This window comes from Nocardia iowensis, assembly GCF_019222765.1.
In the GTDB taxonomy this organism is placed as follows: Bacteria; Actinomycetota; Actinomycetes; order Mycobacteriales; family Mycobacteriaceae; genus Nocardia; species Nocardia iowensis.
Genome location: NZ_CP078145.1, coordinates 554,050 through 570,687, shown reverse-complemented (window position 1 = coordinate 570,687; position 16,638 = coordinate 554,050). Strand labels below are relative to the sequence as shown.

Sequence of the window (16,638 nt, the reverse complement as noted above, 5' to 3'; positions counted from 1 at the left end):
CCAGTGCCACGGACCCGGGCAGTGATTTACACCGCAATGCCCGATTTGCCGTTTACCAGGCCCGATAGCGATCACCGCCGGTCGCGGCTCTTCTCCTCGGACTGCAGGTTGGCCATGATCTCGGCGACCGACAGCCTGCGCTCGGGCACCTCGGAGTCGGCATCGGCTTCGGCGCGGCGTCGCCTGCGCGAGCTCGCGGTACCGATCGTCGGCGACTCCGTCGTCGGCCAGGCCGAGGGGCGGGTCGACGGGTAGGACGAGGCGGGCTTGGGCTTGGGCTTCGGTGCGGGAGCCGGCGTCGGCTCGGGCGCGGGTTGAATGACCGGCCCCTCGGTGAACGCGTCGGACCAACCCGACGAGGACTGCGTTCGATCGTCGCGGTCGCTGAGGTCGACATCGGTGACTTCGAATTCGTCTTCGTCGTGTTCGACGGGAACCGCTGAGGTCTCGGCGGTGACCGGGTCGTCGAAGGGGCTGGCGAAGGCGGGCGGCTCGGGATGATCGGGGACGAACACCGGGGTCACGCTGCTGCGCGGTTGCTGGTTCGGCGGGACGGCCCAGGGTCCGGCATTCGCGGAGCTATTATTCGCCGGGTCGGCTACCGCGCTGGTCAGCTCTTGAATCCGGGTCGCGTCGGCGCGCAACGCGGGCCGATCCATCGGCAGATCGCCGTCGAAGAGCCGCTGCAGACTCTGCCGGAGCACGGTGAGTTCGGCGCGCAACGCGGCCAGCTCGGTGGCATCGGCGCCCACTTCCTCGCGCACCCGGGCCTCGATCCCGAGCTCGAATTCGCGCCGGGCGGTGACCTCGCGCTCCAGCTGCAACTCGTAGACCGTCTGCAGATCGCGAACCTTGGCCTTGTCGATCGTCGCTTCCTTGCGATATCTCGTCGCAGCTAACGCGCCGATGACCGCCGCCCACAGGGCAGCGACCAGACCGATCCGTACGAACTGCAAGCTGTTGCTGAATACCAGGAAAACGCTGGCAACCAGCCCGAGCAGAATCAATACGCCGATGAACAATTTTCCCGCGTCGTCCCGCCGTCGACGGGAAGTGCTGGTACGGGAGGGTGAAACCATGCAAGCCAGGGTAGCTTGATCGACTCGCCACGCCCACAACTCGGTGCGACAATTCCGGACGGCTTATTTGCTATGTGGTTGCCGGATCGTCGGTGGGGTCGTCGGGAGCCCGGCAGCAATACTCGAGCCATAGGGCCGCAGCAACCAAAGCCACCCCCGCCAGCATCCCGACAATGGCACCCGGACTGTCGGCGGCGGCCGCACCGAGCGTGCCCCGCTGCGGGAAGACCCAAAACAGGAAACCCAGCCACACACCCGCCGCGATCGAACCGACTTGCAGCGACGCCTTGGCCAACGCGACCGCGCGGGCCGCAGTGATCGGATGCAGTTGATGCCTGCCATCGCCGAGCTGGTTGTCGTTGACCTTCGCCCGGATCACGAACGCCAGCACCGCCTCGATGGCCGCGACCGGATACAGCGAGGCACCCGCGTAGGTGGAGATCGGCGGAAAGCTGTTGTAGGCCATCCGGGTTGCGACCCACGCGACGACCGCGGCGATCACCACATTCGCCACCAGGTCCAGGATTCGAGTGGGTTTCAGCTGCACGGGGCCGATCCTTCGGCGGATGGCAGGGACAGCTCGGTCCGTTGCACGCCGGTGCGTTCGGCGACCGGGAGTTCATCGAGCAGGTCCGTGATCGCCTGCGCGCGGCCGTCGACCTCGAGCACCGCGTCCGGTTCCAGGTCCAGCCACGGGATCAGGACGAACGCGCGCCGATGCGCCTGCGGGTGCGGCAGGGTCAGCTCCGGGTCCTCGCTGCGGCAGGCCACCAGCTCGCCGTCCGCGCGCTCCGCGCACCAGATCACGTCGACATCGAGGGTCCTGGCGCCCCAGCGCACCTCGCGGACCCGATCCGCGGCTTGCTCGAGCCGCTGGCCCTCGCGCAGCCAATCGGCGCAGTCGAACGCCGGCTCTTCCACCACGACAATGGCATTGAGGTAGTCGTCCTGTTCGACCCCGCCCCACGGCGCGGTCGAATACACCGGCGACACCGCGATGACCCGAGTACCGAAGCCGTCGACCACACTGCGCAGATGCGCCAGCCGGTCACCCAGATTCGAACCGATGGACAGCACGGCACGAGTCACGACGCCACCTCGCTGACGCTCGGCTCCATCGTGCCTCGGGGAGCGGTGCCGATGGTCCGCTCGCTGATCGGGCTCACAGCGGCTCCCCGCGATGGCGCGAGGTGACGACTCGGACGTCGGCGAAGGTGTGCGGAATCGGGGCGGCGGGCTTGTGCACGACCACCTCGACCGAGCTGATGCGCGGGTCGGTCATTACGTCGTCGGCGATCTCGGAGACGACGGTCTCGATGAGGTTGCGCGGCGGGCCTTGGATGATTCGCACGGCGTTCTCGGCGAGTTGGCCGTAGTCGACGGTGGCGACCAGATCGTCGGAGGCCGCGGCGACGGAGAAGTCCACCCACACGGTCAGATCGACGACGAACTCCTGGCCGTCCCGGCGTTCGTGATCGAACACGCCGTGATGGCCGAACGCTCGCAGGCCGCGCAGCTCGATGCGGTCGGCACCGCGCCGGATCGACGAATTCTCCTGCGACGCAACATGCTCAGCGTCGGCCGGGGTCGGACTCATCGGTGTGCTCCTCGCGAGCTCGGCGTGGCGGTGTGCGGCCGGGCAGCGGCCTGCCAGGCATCGGTAACGGTGATGGCGTCCAACGAGGCGCGCACGTCGTGCACGCGCACGCCCCAGGCACCGTGCAGAGCGGCCAGCGCCGAAACGGTCGCGGTGGCGGTCTCGCGACCGTCGGGCGGTCGAGGGCCCGAGTCGTCAGCCAGCAGCGCGCCGAGGAAGCGTTTGCGGGAGGCGCCGATGAGAATCGGTAGTCCGTTGGCCACGAGTTCGGGCAGCGCGCCGAGCAACGCCCAGTTGTGCTCGGCGTTCTTGGCGAAGCCTAGACCGGGATCGAGAATCAGCCGGGACGGGTCGACACCCGCGGCCACGGCCAGGTCCACCTGGGCGGTCAGTTCGGCGAGCACCTCGGCGACCACGTCGTCGTAGTGGTCGGCCGGGCCGGTGTGCCGGTAGTCCGCGCCCGCGCGCCAGTGCATGAGGATCCACGGGACATCAGCGGCGGCAACGACTTTCACCATGTCGGGATCGGCGCGGCCGCCGGAGACGTCGTTCACCACCGAAACACCCGCTGCGAGGGCCGCCTCGGCCACCGCGGCGCGCATGGTGTCGACGCTGGTCGGTACGCCCGCCGCGACCAATCCGCGGATCACCGGGACCACCCGGGCCGCCTCGGTCTCGGGATCGATCCGCACCGCTCCCGGCCTGGTCGACTCGCCGCCGACGTCGACGATGTCGGCGCCCGCCGCGTACAACTCGACGCCGTGCGCGACCGCGAGGTCGGGGTCGAGGTAGCGCCCGCCGTCGGAGAAGGAGTCACTGGTGACGTTGACAACGCCCATCACCACACAGGAGCGCCCGCCGCGCGCGAAGCTGCTCCTCTCTGCGCTCATCGGATCCTCGTTCACTTCCGCAGAATGAGATCGAGGGCCTCGGAGCGCGAGGACGGACTGGACTGCAGCAGGCCGCGCACCGCCGAGGTGGTGGTACTCGCGCCCGGCTTGCGGATGCCGCGCATCGCCATGCACAGGTGTTCGGCCTCGACCACCACGATGGCGCCGCGCGGATCCAGCTTGCGCATCACCGCGTCGGCGACCTGGCTGGTCAGGCGCTCCTGCACCTGTGGGCGCTTGGCGTACAGATCGACCAGGCGGGCCAGCTTGGACAGTCCGGTCACCCGGCCGTGCTTGCCGGGGATATAGCCGACGTGCGCGACACCGTGGAACGACACCAGGTGGTGTTCGCAGGTGGAGTACAGGGGGATGTCGCGGACCAGCACCAGTTCCTGGTGACCCTCGTCGAAGGTGGTGTTCAGCACGTCTTCCGGCTCGACATAGAGCCCCGCGAACATCTCCCGATAGGCGCGGGCGACCCGGGCGGGCGTATCGATCAAACCGGGCCGGTCGGGATTTTCACCGACAGCGAGCAGCAACTCCCGAACCGCGGCTTCGGCCCGGTCTTGGTCGAACGCTCGTCCAGTTTCAAGAGCGATGAGCTCCGGCCTGGTCATGCCATTGCCGGAACCGTTCTCCGCGGTACCGTCCGAATCGGCGAGCGCGTGGCCGCCGACGTGATTGTTGGCCGACAATCGAGGACACCTCCAAAATCTCGGATGCCGGCAATTACTCGGCACCCCGATGGTCGAGCCTAATCGTCACCGGCGCGGTGCGAGCGACAGGCCCGGAGGCGGCAGCCCGCGTCACCGCGACGGGCCCGTGCGCGCCGCCGATCGAACAGCGCGGCACGGGCGATAGACCCGGAGCCGATGCTCACGTGCCACTACGGACACGAGAGCACCGGCCTGGTTCAGCGTCGACCGTTCGGTCCATCCCACTCGCGATTGTCGGTGTCGCCCTCGCCGTTCGGGTTCGCCCGGCCTGGCTCTTCGTAGCCGGGCTGGTCGCCGTAGTTGCCGCGGTCGTAACCGCCGTCCTGCGCGCCCGGCTGCGGACCCCACGGCTGGTAGCCGTGGCGCTGTTGCGGCTCGGTCCAGCCACTGGGCTGGCTCGGCTGCTGCTGCTCGTCGCGCGGCGGCCAACCCGGGGCCGACCAACCGGCGGGAGCACCGTAGTCCGGACGTGAGCCGTGCGTGCCACCGCGCTGCGGGTAGCCCTGAGCGGGCGGCTGCGCCGGGTACCCGGACGCGGGCGGTGCGGGATAGCCGTACTGCGGTGCGGCGGTGTAACCACCCTCCTCCGGATAACCGTTGGCGGGCTGGTTCTCCCTGGCCGCACCCGCGGGCAACGGCGCCGGGATCTGCTCCGGCGGCGGCCACGGCTCACCGCGCTCGAGCGCCAGCTCGCCCGGCGTCTTCACCGGCGGCTTGGTCGAGGGAACGCGGTCACCGAAGTCGTTGAACGCGGTGATCCTCGGCCGCTTCTCCACCGAGGCGAGCAGTCCTTCGAGCTCCTTGCGGTGCAAGGTCTCCCGCTCGAGCAGCGCCGTCGCCAGCACGTCGAGCACGTCGCGGTACTCGTTGAGAATGGCCCACGCCTCGGTGTGCGCGGCCTCGATCAGGTTGCGCACCTCCTCGTCGATGGCGCCCGCGACCTCGTGCGAGTAATCCGACGCCTGGCCCATCGAGCGGCCGAGGAACGGGTCGCCCGCCTCCTGGCCGTAGCGCACCGCGCCGAGGCGCGAGCTCATGCCGTATTCGGTCACCATCGCGCGAGCGATCTTGGTGGCCTGGTCGATATCCGAGGACGCGCCGGTGGTCGGCTCGTGGAACACCAGTTCCTCGGCCGCGCGGCCGCCCATCGCCATCACCAGGCGGGCGATCATCTCCGAGCGGGTCATCAGGCCCTTGTCGTCCTCGGGCACCGTCATGGCGTGGCCACCGGTGCGGCCGCGGGCCAGGATGGTGACCTTGTAGACGGGCTCGATGTCGGGCATCGCCCAAGCGGCCAGCGTGTGGCCACCCTCGTGGTAAGCGGTGATCTTCTTCTCGTGCTCGCTGATGATCCGGCTCTTGCGGCGCGGACCGCCGACGACGCGGTCCACCGACTCCTCGAGCGCGTCGCCGGTGATGACGGCGCCGTTCTCCCTGGCGGTGAGCAGCGCGGCCTCGTTGATCACATTGGCCAGGTCGGCGCCGGACATGCCGACGGTGCGCTTGGCCAGACCGTCGAGGTCGGCCTCGGGTGCGATCGGCTTGCCCTGCGAATGCACCCGCAGGATGGCACGCCGACCCGCCAGGTCGGGGTTGCCGACCGGGATCTGCCGGTCGAACCGGCCGGGGCGCAGCAGCGCGGGGTCAAGGATGTCGGGGCGGTTGGTCGCGGCGATCAGGATGACGCCGGTGCGATCGCCGAAGCCGTCCATCTCGACCAGCAGCTGGTTCAGCGTCTGCTCACGTTCGTCGTGGCCACCGCCGAGGCCCGCGCCGCGCTGGCGGCCGACCGCGTCGATCTCGTCGACGAAGATGATGCACGGGCTGTTCTGCTTGGCCTGCTCGAACAGGTCGCGCACCCGGGAGGCGCCGACACCGACGAACATCTCGACGAAGTCCGAACCGGAGATCGTGAAGAACGGCACGCCCGCCTCGCCGGCCACGGCGCGCGCGAGCAGCGTCTTACCGGTACCGGGCGGGCCGTACAGCAGCACGCCCTTCGGGATCTTGGCGCCGAGGGCCTGGTAGCGGACCGGGTTCTGCAGGAAGTCCTTGATCTCGTAGAGCTCTTCGACCGCCTCGTCGGCGCCGGCCACATCGGCGAACGTGGTCTTCGGCATGTCCTTGGACAGCTGTTTGGCCTTGGACTTGCCGAAGCCCATCATCCCGCCGCGACCACCGCCCTGCATGCGGGCCATGACAAAGACGAACAGCCCCAACAGGATCACCATCGGCAGCACGAACAGCAGGATCTGGGTGAGCCAGCTCTCCTGCTTGACCACGGTGTTGTAGGGAGCGCCGGAATTCTTGACAGCGTCGAAGACCTGTCCGGACGTCTCGCTGCCACCGGGATACTTCGCGATGATCTTGCTCTGGCCACCGGTCGCATCGTTGCCGTTCTTCAGCTCGATGCGTAGTTGCTGTTCACGATCATCGATCTGAACGTTCTTGACGTTGCTCTTATCGTTCAGCTGGGTCAATGCGACGGACGTATCGACGCTCTTCCAGCCGCGCGTGTCATTGCCGAAGTAGCTGAACGCATAGATCACGAGCAAGATGCCCGAGACTATGGCCAGGGTGCGAAACACTGTCTTGCGGTTCATAGAGCGTCGGCCGGCCGGCCAGTCCTTTCCGGTGTCTCCGGGTTCTTGCAAGCGATGCGTCGGGCGCGTCCGGCTCCGGGAGGGTTCGGATGCGGACATGCCACGTTACCGCGTACGGTCTAGTCGATACATCGCGCAGTTCGGCTGCAGGTGCAGTTAAAGAGGTAAACGGCCAAGGGACCTCGGTGGTTCCCGAAGTCCCCGGTCCGGGTTACTCCAAGTGGTCACAATCATGGCATGTTCGGCCTATCGTGAGCGACGACACAACACCGCGGCGCGAGCGACAGGCCCGGAGGCGGTAGCTTGCGTAACCACGTAAGGCCCCCTGAGCACCGCAAACAGACACCGCGGTGCGAGCGACGGGCCCGGAGGAGGCAGCGAAGCGTAACCACGGAGGGCACCGCGAACACCGCAAATCAAGCAGAGCGCAGGGGGTATGGACATAGTTGAGCTACGGACACCCACAGCGATAGTGCGTCACGGCCGCGGGCGGTTGATCGTCCTGCGTCCTGGCTCCGATGGCGAGCGGGTGCTCGACGTACCGGTTACCGACCTGTTGAAGGTTCGGTTGAATCGGCGCGCCGACGACGCCGTTGTCATCGAGATATACCTGAGATACCCGACCCCGGTGCTGACCGGCGTACCCGCGGACCGTACCCCGCTGCCGGTGCTGATCGCCGAGCACGACGTGCCCGCCGCTACCGAGATCGTGGACCGGATCAACAGCCAGATCCTGGCGACCCAGCGCATCGACGTGGCCGCCCCCGATCTGCATCCGCCCGCCCCCACCTGGGGCAAGTCCGGCCCGACCCGCGCCGACGTTGACCGCGCCGTGCGCCGGATGGCCCCGCACCGCGAAGCGAAGTCGGCGATCGCCGCGCTGCACCGATACGTCACACCGGACGAGTACGTGCTGGAGACCGCGATCGCGCACGCGCACCCGCCCGCGGGCAACGGCCCCGGCCTGCTCGCCGCGACGACCGGGCGGCTGCTGTTCATCTCGATCGGCACCGGCACCCGCTACGCGCACGAGCTACCCATCCCCGCGGTGCTGTGGGCCCGCAACACCGACGGCACGCCCGTGGTGGCAGGCGAGATCGGCGCGGTCCGCGGCGAGGCGAGCATGGAAGTGCACGACGGCAACATCACCTTGCGTTTCACCGGCACCGATCGAGCCGACACCGAGCGCGTCACCTGCGCGGTGAACTTCGCGGTGCGCCGCGACTCCGCCGACGGCGCTGCCGGCCCGGCCGATCCAGGTGTGTCGCAGCTGTATTCGGAATGGGAACTGCTCGTCGAGCGCCATTCCCTCGGCATGGTCGACGACGCGCAGTTCCAGCGCTACGGCCGCGGCATTCTTCGCTCCCTGCCCGACGGCGGATAGTTCACGACGTCAGGGCTGCACCACCGGCGGCACGGTCAGGCTGATCCGCCGCCACGGACTGGTCGGGCGCATCCACAGGCGCAGCAGTTCCATCCGCCGGTCGACGCCGCCGTTCTTCAGTTCGGCGAGGTCTTCGCAGGCCTGCCAGTAGGTCCAGCCGGTGAGATAGGCGTCGCCGAACTGCCGCCAGTTGCGGTACTTGGCCTGCGCGATGGGCAGCGCGCGGGCCAGATAGTCCCAGGCCAGATCCGCGTCGAGATATCCAGCGGTGAAGGCCATCCGCGCGACGGCGACCACGCGGGCCAGATCCCAGGCGTGGATGTCGCTGGGCAGCGGGCGCGCGAGATGATCGGTGAAGCCGATCTTGATGGCCTGTGACCAGATGTCGTAGTCGCGGACCAGCGCCTCCGGATTGTCCATCCCGCGGAACGAGCCGACCTGGCGCAGGAACGCCCGGTGCCGGTCGGCGCGCTCGCCGAACCTGTCCCGTTCACTGGCATTGACCGAGGCCATCACCAGCGGATGGACCAGCGCGTACAGCGGCGCGTGCATACCGTCCAGCAACTGCTCCATCGACGCCTGCGCCTCGGTCCCGTCGGTGATGCCCCAGGCGCCGGTGAGCGTGTCGATGGCGAGCTCGCGCCGGTCGCCGAGCGGATGCTCGCGCTCAGGGCCGAGCAGCAGCGCGTCGTGGAAGGCATCCCAGCGGGCGGAGTAGAAAGCGCCGAGCGCGAGCGCGCGCAATTCGTCATCGGCTACGGCTGCGCCGGACCAGTGGTCCTCTTCGCGCTGATCCAGCTCCTCGTACGGGAAGGTCGTCAACGTGGGTACACCGCGGGCAGGCATGAGCTGAGTCTATTGGCCGCGCCTGCGGCGCGGCGTGGTTCGCGGCCCCTTGGTCTCGTGTCCGAGCCGTCGCGACTGGCGACTGCGTCGCATGCGCTGCGACGACTCGGACACGAGACGGCCGCGAACCGGCGCTCGAAAGCCTCGCGCGTGGGGGTCCAGTGTGCTCGAAAAGTCGGCGCCGATCGCTGAACGCCACCCGCTTGCCGGGCATGGCGAACAGCGATTTTCGCATCAGGACTTTCTTGCCCTGCCGCATGGCGTGCTCGAGAGCTACTGTGCTCGCATGAGTAGCAACATCACCCTCCTTCGTGGCCTGGAGCCTGCCGCTACCGAGCAGGAAATCTATGCTGCCGCACTGCAGTACGTGCGCACGGTCGGTGGTGTGTCCGGCCTGAGCTCCACCACCAAAGTGGCGGTCGACAAGGCCGTCGCGGCCATCGCCGCGGCCACCACACAGCTGCTGGCGGACCTACCTGACCGACCGGCCGCCCCGCCGACCGAACCGCCGTTGCGGGTCGCCGCACGCGAAGCGTCGGCCGACTGACCGCGGATAACGCACAGCTCAAGCACTGATTCCGGGCAGCGCGTCTACACCGTAGACAGCGACGCAGGCGAGGGCGAGCTCCAACGGCAAGCTGCGCTGCTCGATCGGATAACCCAGCAGTTCCTCGATCCGCTGGATGCGGTAGCGGACCGTGTTCTTGTGCACCCCAAGCAGTTTCGCCGTCGCCTCGGGGCTGCGATGACTTTTCAGGTAGGCGTGCAGCGTCTCGCGCAGCCGCGCCGCGTTCGGGTCCGAGCCGGACAGCGCCCGCAATTCCCGCCCGATCAGGCCACGCATCGCCGTGTCGTCGGCGCCGGCCAAATAGGCGATCTCCACCTCGCGATAACCGATGACGCGGGCCGCACCCGCCGGTCCGCGCTCGGCGACATGCCTGGCGGCCACCGCTTCGCGATGACTCTGTCGGAACCCCGCGACGTGCCCGGCGGGCACCCCGAAGGCGATCCGGACCGGCGGTTCGACCAGACCGGCCGCGACTCGCTCGACCGCGCCGGGTTCGCCCGCACCCTGATCGGCCCGGCCGTTCTGGCTCGCATCGGCACCCGGTAGGTCATCCAGTCCGGCCCACGCCCACATGCCGCTCGACCCGGACGCGACGGTGAGCACCCTGCCGTTGCCGATTTCGGTCGCGACCCGGGTTGCGACCCGTTCGAGCAGGCCGATGACTTCGCCGTCGCCACTGCCGGATTCGCCCTCGTCGGTCCACAGCACGAAGGCGACGTGTCGTTGACCGAGCCGATAACCGAGCCGGGCCGAGGCCTGGTCGGTGTCCAGCTCGTCACCGGCCAGCAGCGCGCGGATGGTCTCGGTGCGCCGATTGAGCGCGGCCCGCAGCACTCGCTCGCGTTCCTCCATGTAGGTGTCGGTCAACATCTCGACCGACATGCTGACCCACTTCGTCGCCCGCTCGAACAGCCGCAGCATCACCGCGCGCTCGATCTCCTGCGGGGCCTGCCGTTGATCGATGGCCTCGGTCATGTAATCGAGCACCGCTTCCATGCCGACGTGATAGGTCCGCAGCAGCATTCGCAGCTCGAAGCCGCGGCGGGCGATCGTCCGCGCGAAGGCGTGTGCCTCTTCGGGCAGCGTGTATTCGAAGGTGTCGCTGGTGATTCCGCTCAGCATCACCCTGGCATGGGCGCGCGTGCTCGCGGCGAGGTCACGGCGCAGGTCGCGGTCGGCGAGTTCTGGGATGCGCGCGATGATCGCGCTGTCGAGGCGGTCGACGACCTGCTCGAGCGTCTCGGTCCGCATCGTCTCGTAGACGTACTCCGCCAGCCAGTCGCGGACCACTTCGGAGTTGGGGCCGATCCGGTCGGGTGATGCGGTGGTCACAGCGCCTCCGATTGTTCTCTGAGCACAAATTCTCGCGGCTCGGTTGACAAACTGAGCCAAGAATCTCCCCCGGCATTGTGCCACGATCATAGTTCAGTGGCCTGATTCACACTCAGCCCACGCGGCTCACAGCACAACGTCAGTGGGAGAACAGCAGTGACCAACACCGAACCAGCGCCCGGCGCGGCAAAGAAGGCACCGGCGCGCAAGACAACCGCGCGGAAGACAACGGCAGCGGACAACGCCCCCGCCGTCATCGAGGTGCGCAATCCCGGCACCGGTGCGGTCGTCGGGACGGTGCCGGCGGTGACCGCGGACGAGGTCGCGGCCAAGGTCCGCGAGCTACGGCTGTACCAGCCGGAGTGGGAGGCCATCGGCCCGAACGGCCGCAAGGAATGGCTGCTGAAATTCCAGGACTGGCTGATCGACAACACCGAAACGATCGCCGACGTGGTGCAGTCCGAAACGGGCAAGCCGCGCGTCGACTCGCTCATTGATCCCGCCTTCGCGACCGACCTGGTCGGCTACTACGCCCGGCGCGCGGCCAAGTTCCTCGCCGACGACCACCCGTCCCCGCACAGTCCACTGGCCAGGGTGAAGAAGCTGACCACCGCGTACAAGCCGTACCCGGTGGTCGGCGTCATCACGCCGTGGAACTTCCCGGTGGCCATGCCCGCGCTGGATGTGTTCCCCGCGCTCGCCGCGGGTGCCGCCGTCATCCTGAAGCCGTCCGAGGTGACGCCGCTGTCCGCCCTCGAAATGGCAAGGGGCTGGGCCGAAATCGGCGCTCCCCCGATCTTCGCCGTGGTCACCGGCGCGGGCGCGACCGGCGGCGCCGTCGTCGAGAACGCCGACTACATCCAGTTCACCGGTTCGACCGCGACCGGTCGCAAGATCGCCGTGGCGTGTGCGGAGCGGATGGTCCCGTACAGCCTGGAGCTGGGCGGTAAGGACCCGGCCATCGTGCTGGCCGACGCCGATCTGGATCGCGCCGCGCACGGCATCGCGTTCGGCGGAATGTTCAACTCGGGTCAGGTGTGTATCTCGGTGGAGCGGGTGTACGTCGAGGCGCCGGTCTACGACGAGTTCGTCGCCAAGCTGACCGCGAACGTCAAGGCGCTGCGCCAGGGCATCGACGGCCGCGAGTCCAAGCACGATGTCGGCGCGCTGGCCAACGAGAACCAGACCAGCATCGTGCAACGCCACGTCGACGAGGCCGTCGCGGCCGGCGCGAAGGTGCTCACCGGCGGCAAGCGGGCCGGGTTCGGCACCGCGTTCGAGCCGACCGTGCTGGTCGATGTCGACCACACCATGTCGTGCATCACCGAAGAGACCTTCGGCCCGACCCTGCCGGTGATGAAGGTGGCCGACGAGGCGGAAGCCATTCGGCTGGCCAATGATTCGATCTACGGGCTCTCGGCGACGGTGTGGACCGGCGACAAGGACCATGGCGACCGAGTGGCCAGGCAGCTGAACGCGGGCGCGGTCAATATCAACGATGTCTTCAGCAATCTGTTCAGCTTCGCCCTGCCGATGGGCGGCTGGGGCATGTCCGGCACCGGCGCTCGCTGGGGCGGCGCCAACGGCGTCCGCAAGTACTGCCGTCAGCAGGCGATCACCACGCCGATCCTGCCGACCCAGCAGAAGGAACTGTTCTGGTACCCGTACTCGATGCCGAAGCTGCTCTTCGCACTCGGCGCCATGCGGGCCGCGGGAGCCCGCGGCCTGCGCAGGCTCGATATTCCGGCCGTTCTGAAACTCAAGGGAGACAACAAGTGAGTGACGTTTCGAAGATTCGCGGCAAGGTCGTCGTCATTACCGGCGGCGCCCGCGGCATCGGACTGGCCACCGCGACCGCGCTACAGGCGCTCGGCGCCAAGGTCGCGATCGGCGATATCGATGAGGCCACCGTCAAGGCGTCCGGCACCGCCCGCGGTTTCGAGCTGTACGGCAAGCTCGACGTCACCGATCCCGTCTCGTTCGAGAGCTTCCTCGACGAGGTGGAGCGCACCGTCGGCCCGATCGATGTGCTGGTCAACAACGCGGGCATCATGCCGACCGGCAAGCTGGTCGACGAGCCGGACCAGATCACCCGCCGGATCCTCGACATCAATGTCTACGGCGTAATCCTGGGCTCCAAGCTGGGCCTGGCCCGGATGCTGCCGCGCAGCAGCGGGCACGTCATCAATATCGCCTCGCTGGCCGGTGAGACGCACATCCCCGGCCTGGCCACCTACAACGCGAGCAAGCACGCGGTGCTCGGCTTCACCGACACGCTGCGCGAGGAGTACCGGGATTCCGGCGTGCGCTTCTCCTCGGTGCTGCCCACGTTGACCAACACCGAGCTCGGCGCGGGCGTCACCGCGCCGAAGCTGCTGCGCCCGGCCGAGCCGGAGGAGATCGCCGACGCCATCGTCGGGCTGATCACCGCACCGAAGTCCAAGGTCCGGGTGACCGCGGTGGCGGGCATCATCTCGCAGCTGGTCGGGCTGCTGCCGGAGGCGGTCGGTGACGGCATCGCCAGGGCGCTCGGCGCGGGGCACGCGTTCCTGGACGACGTCGACGCCGACAAGCGCAAGGCGTACGAGGAGCGGGCGCGCAGCGTGTAGCTCGTTCGCTCACCAGGCGCTGCGGTCGTGGATTCGTCCCGGCCGCAGCGCTTTTGCGCGTCCGGCGAAGACTCGACAGCCGATCCAATCGGCAATACAAAACCATATTGTGATGAAAATCACTATAGAGGGTGCAAATGACCGCAGGTCGGCCATAAGCGGGCCCCCAGCGGACGATCGGCAATCACACAGACCGCCAGTTCTCCGCCCGTCGTGACGCCATAGATGATCATCACTGCTGGTCACACGCCCAGATGTACTTCATTGGAAAGATCGACCCCCGCATGCCGAAGATTCGCGGAGTCGATGGTGCGTCCCACCATGACAAGCAATATGCTGTCCCTAACAAACCTGTCGAATGTTTTGGTACCCGTATCCAGACTTTCCGGCCTGATAAGGCTGGAAATTCAGGACTGATTCTGATAGCAAGGGGCTATGGACCCGCATTTGCGCGACCTGCGGTATTTCGTCGCCGTCGCTGAGGAACTGCACTTCACCAACGCCGCTCAGCGGCTGCACATCGCTCAACCCACCCTCTCGCGTCAGATCCGTCAGCTGGAACGCCAGCTCGACGTGGTCCTGTTCGACCGCAACCAGCGCAGCGTCGCCCTGACCGTCGCCGGTAAGGAACTGCTCGAGGGCGCCCGCAAGATCCTGGAGCTGTGGGAGGTCACCAACGTCTCGCTGCAGGAGGCGGGCGAGGTGCTGCGCGTCGGTATCCAGTCCGCGCTCGGGCGCGGCCTGTTGAACGACCTGGAGAGCGCGAGCGGCCATCGGCTCGCACTGCACGCGGCCTCCTGGACCGACCCGTCCAGCGGCCTGGCCGGTCGGCAGGCGGATCTGTCCCTGGTGTGGCTGCCGCTGCCCGATCCGAACCGCTACCGCTGGCAGGTGCTGCGCACGGAGCCGCGCTGGGTGCTGCTCCCGGAGAACCACCCGCTGGCCGACCGGGAAACCATCGACTTCACCGACCTGCTCGACGAGCCGTTCATCGCGCTGCCCACCGAAGCCGGTGCGGTGCGCGACTTCTGGCTCGGCAACGACGCGCGCAACGGACGCCAGCCGAAGATCGGCGCCGAGGCGGCGACGCCGGAGGACAAGCTGGAGGCCGTGAGCCTCGGCCTCGGCGTCTGTTTGCTCGCCGAGAACAACGTGCCGATGTACCGGTGGCCGGGCCTCACCGCGCGACCGGTGGCCGGTCTCGCGCCGTGCGAGCTTGCCGTCGCGTGGCGGGCCGATGACACTCGACCCACCATCCTCGAATTCGCGGGACGCGCGGTCGACGGCGGGTTCTCGGTCCAGCAGCAGCAACCCGCCGTCAGCGCGTAATCCTGGTCAGTTGATAGTGCGCCGCCACGGGTGCAGCGATTCCACTTGCGCGGCCAGCCGTAGCAGGGTGGATTCGCTGCCCGGCGGGCCGGCCAGCTGAGCGGCCACCGGCGTTCCGACATCGGGGTGCATGCCCATCGGGATGGAGGCGGCGGGCCAGCCGACCAGATTCCACAGCGGGGTGAAGGGCGAAAACCGGGCGCTGGCAAGCACATTGGCCAGCCAACCGCGGCTGTGCCAGGCCCGCGCCTTTGGCGGCGGGCCGGCGAGCGTGGGCGTGATCACCACGTCGTAGCGTTCGAAGTATTCGAGCAGTCGCGCCTCGACCCGATCGACCTGGGACGGGCGGACGAGCCGTAGTCGGGCCACCTTGCGGCCGAGTGCAAGATGGCGGCGGGTGCGCGGTTGCAGGAGCTCGGGGTGGGGTAGCGCGGCGGCGTCGCGGCAACCAACGGCCAACCAGCGCAAGAAGATCGACAGCATCGCGTCGCCATAGGGCAACGTGGTCGGCTCGACCAGATGGCCGGCCGCCGCGGCGACCGAGGCCGCTGTGCGCGCGGCGTTGGTCCAGTGCCGATCGACCGGAAAGAAGCGAGACGGCGGAGCCACGGCTAGACCGATGCGTAGTCGGCCTGGCGGCTCCACCTCGGCTAGGTCCGGCCGGGCGGCCAGCACCGATAGCGCGAGCGCCGCATCGCCGACTGTCGTTGCCAGCACGCCGTTTTCGGCCATGCCGGACCAGGCGTCGAGGCCGATCTCCGCGGGCACCGTGTGCCTGCCCGGCTTGATGCCGAAGACCCCGCAGCAGGCGGCGGGGATGCGGATCGAACCGAGCCCGTCGTTGCCGTGCGCGATCGGCACCAGTCCGGCCGCGACCGCCGCCGCCGAACCGCCGGACGAGCCGCCCGCGCTGCGCGCGACATTCCATGGGTTGCCGGTGATCCGGTCCGGGGTGTCGGTGGTGCCCCACAGTCCGAGTTCCGGCACGGTGGTGAGCCCGACGACCACCGCGCCCGCGGCGCGCAGCCTGCGCACCACCGGATGATCGTCGGCGACCGGACGGGTGTCCGTCGCCGCGGAGCCGCACCGCATGGTCTCGCCCGCGACCGCGAGGTTGTGTTTGATCGCGATCGGCACACCGGCCAGCGGCAGCACGTCGAGGTCGGCGCGCTGCTCGAGCAACGCTGCCTCCGACCGTGCCTTGTCGGTGCGGATAACGCTGAAGGCATTCGTATTCCGGTGCTCGGCGACGATTCTGGCGAGGGTGGTCTCGACCACCTCCGTCGCGGTCAGCGAACCGTCCCGGACGCCCGCCGCGATCGCCGCGGCCGGGCCCCGTGAATTGTCCTGGCCGGCGGCGATTTGGTCGTTCGCGTCCACCGGACTATCTTGAGCGGGCGCCGCCGCCGCGACGGCCGATCGGGTAGGCGGTGACTGCGCGACGTCGGCCTGCACGACCGTCGCCTGCGTTAGTGATTTCGAAGTAGCCGGAGCCTGCGGGACCGCCGTGTGCTTGGTCGGCGGCTGCGCTGCTGCTTCCGTGACGGTGGTTTCGGTTTTTGCCGAACCGTCCGCCACAGCTGTGGACTTGTTGTGCATGTGCTGGTCGTCCCCCGTCGCATCGTTGTCGAATTCGGGTGATCGCTGTTGAGCCGCAAGTTATCATTCCGAATACTGCTCGGGGG

15 protein-coding genes are annotated in these 16,638 nt (G+C 68.3%); 5 read left to right on the top strand and 10 right to left on the bottom strand.

What is annotated here, in order from left to right:
• Positions 1-71: 71 nt before the first annotated feature.
• From KV110_RS02690 to ftsH, 7 genes are all read right to left on the bottom strand, one after another.
• Positions 72-1,079 (bottom strand): DUF6779 domain-containing protein, encoded by a 1,008-nt coding sequence (locus KV110_RS02690; RefSeq protein ID WP_218473010.1) that lies wholly within the window; start codon positions 1,077-1,079, stop codon positions 72-74.
• A 70-nt stretch (positions 1,080-1,149) separates the two neighbouring features.
• Positions 1,150-1,620: a DUF3180 domain-containing protein gene (locus KV110_RS02685; protein WP_218478121.1), complete on the bottom strand. Its 471-nt coding sequence runs from the start codon at positions 1,618-1,620 to the stop codon at positions 1,150-1,152.
• Positions 1,617-2,168, bottom strand: a complete 552-nt coding sequence (gene folK / locus KV110_RS02680; RefSeq protein ID WP_218473008.1) for a 2-amino-4-hydroxy-6-hydroxymethyldihydropteridine diphosphokinase — start codon at positions 2,166-2,168, stop codon at positions 1,617-1,619. Before folK ends, KV110_RS02685 begins: the two co-directional genes overlap by 4 nt.
• 73 nt (positions 2,169-2,241) lie before the next feature.
• Positions 2,242-2,676, bottom strand: a complete 435-nt coding sequence (folB, locus tag KV110_RS02675) for a dihydroneopterin aldolase (protein WP_218473006.1) — start codon at positions 2,674-2,676, stop codon at positions 2,242-2,244.
• Positions 2,673-3,566 carry a dihydropteroate synthase gene (folP, locus tag KV110_RS02670; protein WP_218473004.1) on the bottom strand — a complete coding sequence of 298 codons (894 nt, stop codon included), beginning with the start codon at positions 3,564-3,566 and terminating at the stop codon, positions 2,673-2,675. The genes folB and folP overlap by 4 nt, the downstream gene beginning before the upstream one ends.
• Positions 3,567-3,577: 11 nt before the next feature.
• Positions 3,578-4,183, bottom strand: a complete 606-nt coding sequence (folE, locus tag KV110_RS02665; protein ID WP_218478120.1) for a GTP cyclohydrolase I FolE — start codon at positions 4,181-4,183, stop codon at positions 3,578-3,580.
• A gap of 296 nt (positions 4,184-4,479) precedes the next feature.
• Positions 4,480-6,885, bottom strand: a complete 2,406-nt coding sequence (gene ftsH / locus KV110_RS02660) for an ATP-dependent zinc metalloprotease FtsH (protein WP_218473002.1) — start codon at positions 6,883-6,885, stop codon at positions 4,480-4,482.
• A gap of 436 nt (positions 6,886-7,321) precedes the next feature.
• Here ftsH and KV110_RS02655 point away from each other — a divergent pair, with 436 nt between their 5' ends.
• Positions 7,322-8,269, top strand: a complete 948-nt coding sequence (locus tag KV110_RS02655) for a hypothetical protein (RefSeq protein ID WP_218473000.1) — start codon at positions 7,322-7,324, stop codon at positions 8,267-8,269.
• A gap of 9 nt (positions 8,270-8,278) precedes the next feature.
• On the opposite strand, the gene KV110_RS02650 is transcribed toward KV110_RS02655, so the two are convergent.
• Positions 8,279-9,115: a DUF1266 domain-containing protein gene (locus KV110_RS02650; RefSeq protein WP_218472997.1), complete on the bottom strand. Its 837-nt coding sequence runs from the start codon at positions 9,113-9,115 to the stop codon at positions 8,279-8,281.
• Positions 9,116-9,401: 286 nt separating this feature from the next.
• Between KV110_RS02650 and KV110_RS02645 the strand changes: the two genes are divergently transcribed.
• Positions 9,402-9,662: a DUF2277 family protein gene (locus tag KV110_RS02645; protein ID WP_218472995.1), complete on the top strand. Its 261-nt coding sequence runs from the start codon at positions 9,402-9,404 to the stop codon at positions 9,660-9,662.
• Positions 9,663-9,680: 18 nt separating this feature from the next.
• Here the strand turns inward: KV110_RS02645 and KV110_RS02640 are convergent, their stop codons facing one another.
• The gene (locus KV110_RS02640) at positions 9,681-11,015 is read right to left on the bottom strand and encodes a PucR family transcriptional regulator (RefSeq protein ID WP_246634321.1); all 1,335 of its coding nucleotides are present in this window, start codon (positions 11,013-11,015) and stop codon (positions 9,681-9,683) included.
• Positions 11,016-11,171: 156 nt separating this feature from the next.
• On the opposite strand from KV110_RS02640, the gene KV110_RS02635 reads away from it, so the two are divergent.
• From KV110_RS02635 to KV110_RS02625, 3 genes are all read left to right on the top strand, one after another.
• Entirely contained in the window at positions 11,172-12,794 is a 1,623-nt protein-coding gene (locus KV110_RS02635) for an aldehyde dehydrogenase family protein (protein ID WP_218472991.1), read from the top strand.
• Positions 12,791-13,624: an SDR family oxidoreductase gene (locus KV110_RS02630; RefSeq protein ID WP_218472989.1), complete on the top strand. Its 834-nt coding sequence runs from the start codon at positions 12,791-12,793 to the stop codon at positions 13,622-13,624. Before KV110_RS02635 ends, KV110_RS02630 begins: the two co-directional genes overlap by 4 nt.
• A gap of 435 nt (positions 13,625-14,059) precedes the next feature.
• Positions 14,060-14,953: a LysR family transcriptional regulator gene (locus KV110_RS02625; protein ID WP_218472987.1), complete on the top strand. Its 894-nt coding sequence runs from the start codon at positions 14,060-14,062 to the stop codon at positions 14,951-14,953.
• Between the two features lie 6 nt (positions 14,954-14,959).
• Here KV110_RS02625 and KV110_RS02620 read toward each other — a convergent pair whose 3' ends face one another.
• Entirely contained in the window at positions 14,960-16,552 is a 1,593-nt protein-coding gene (locus KV110_RS02620; protein ID WP_246634320.1) for an amidase, read from the bottom strand.
• Between the last annotated feature and the right edge of the window lie 86 nt (positions 16,553-16,638).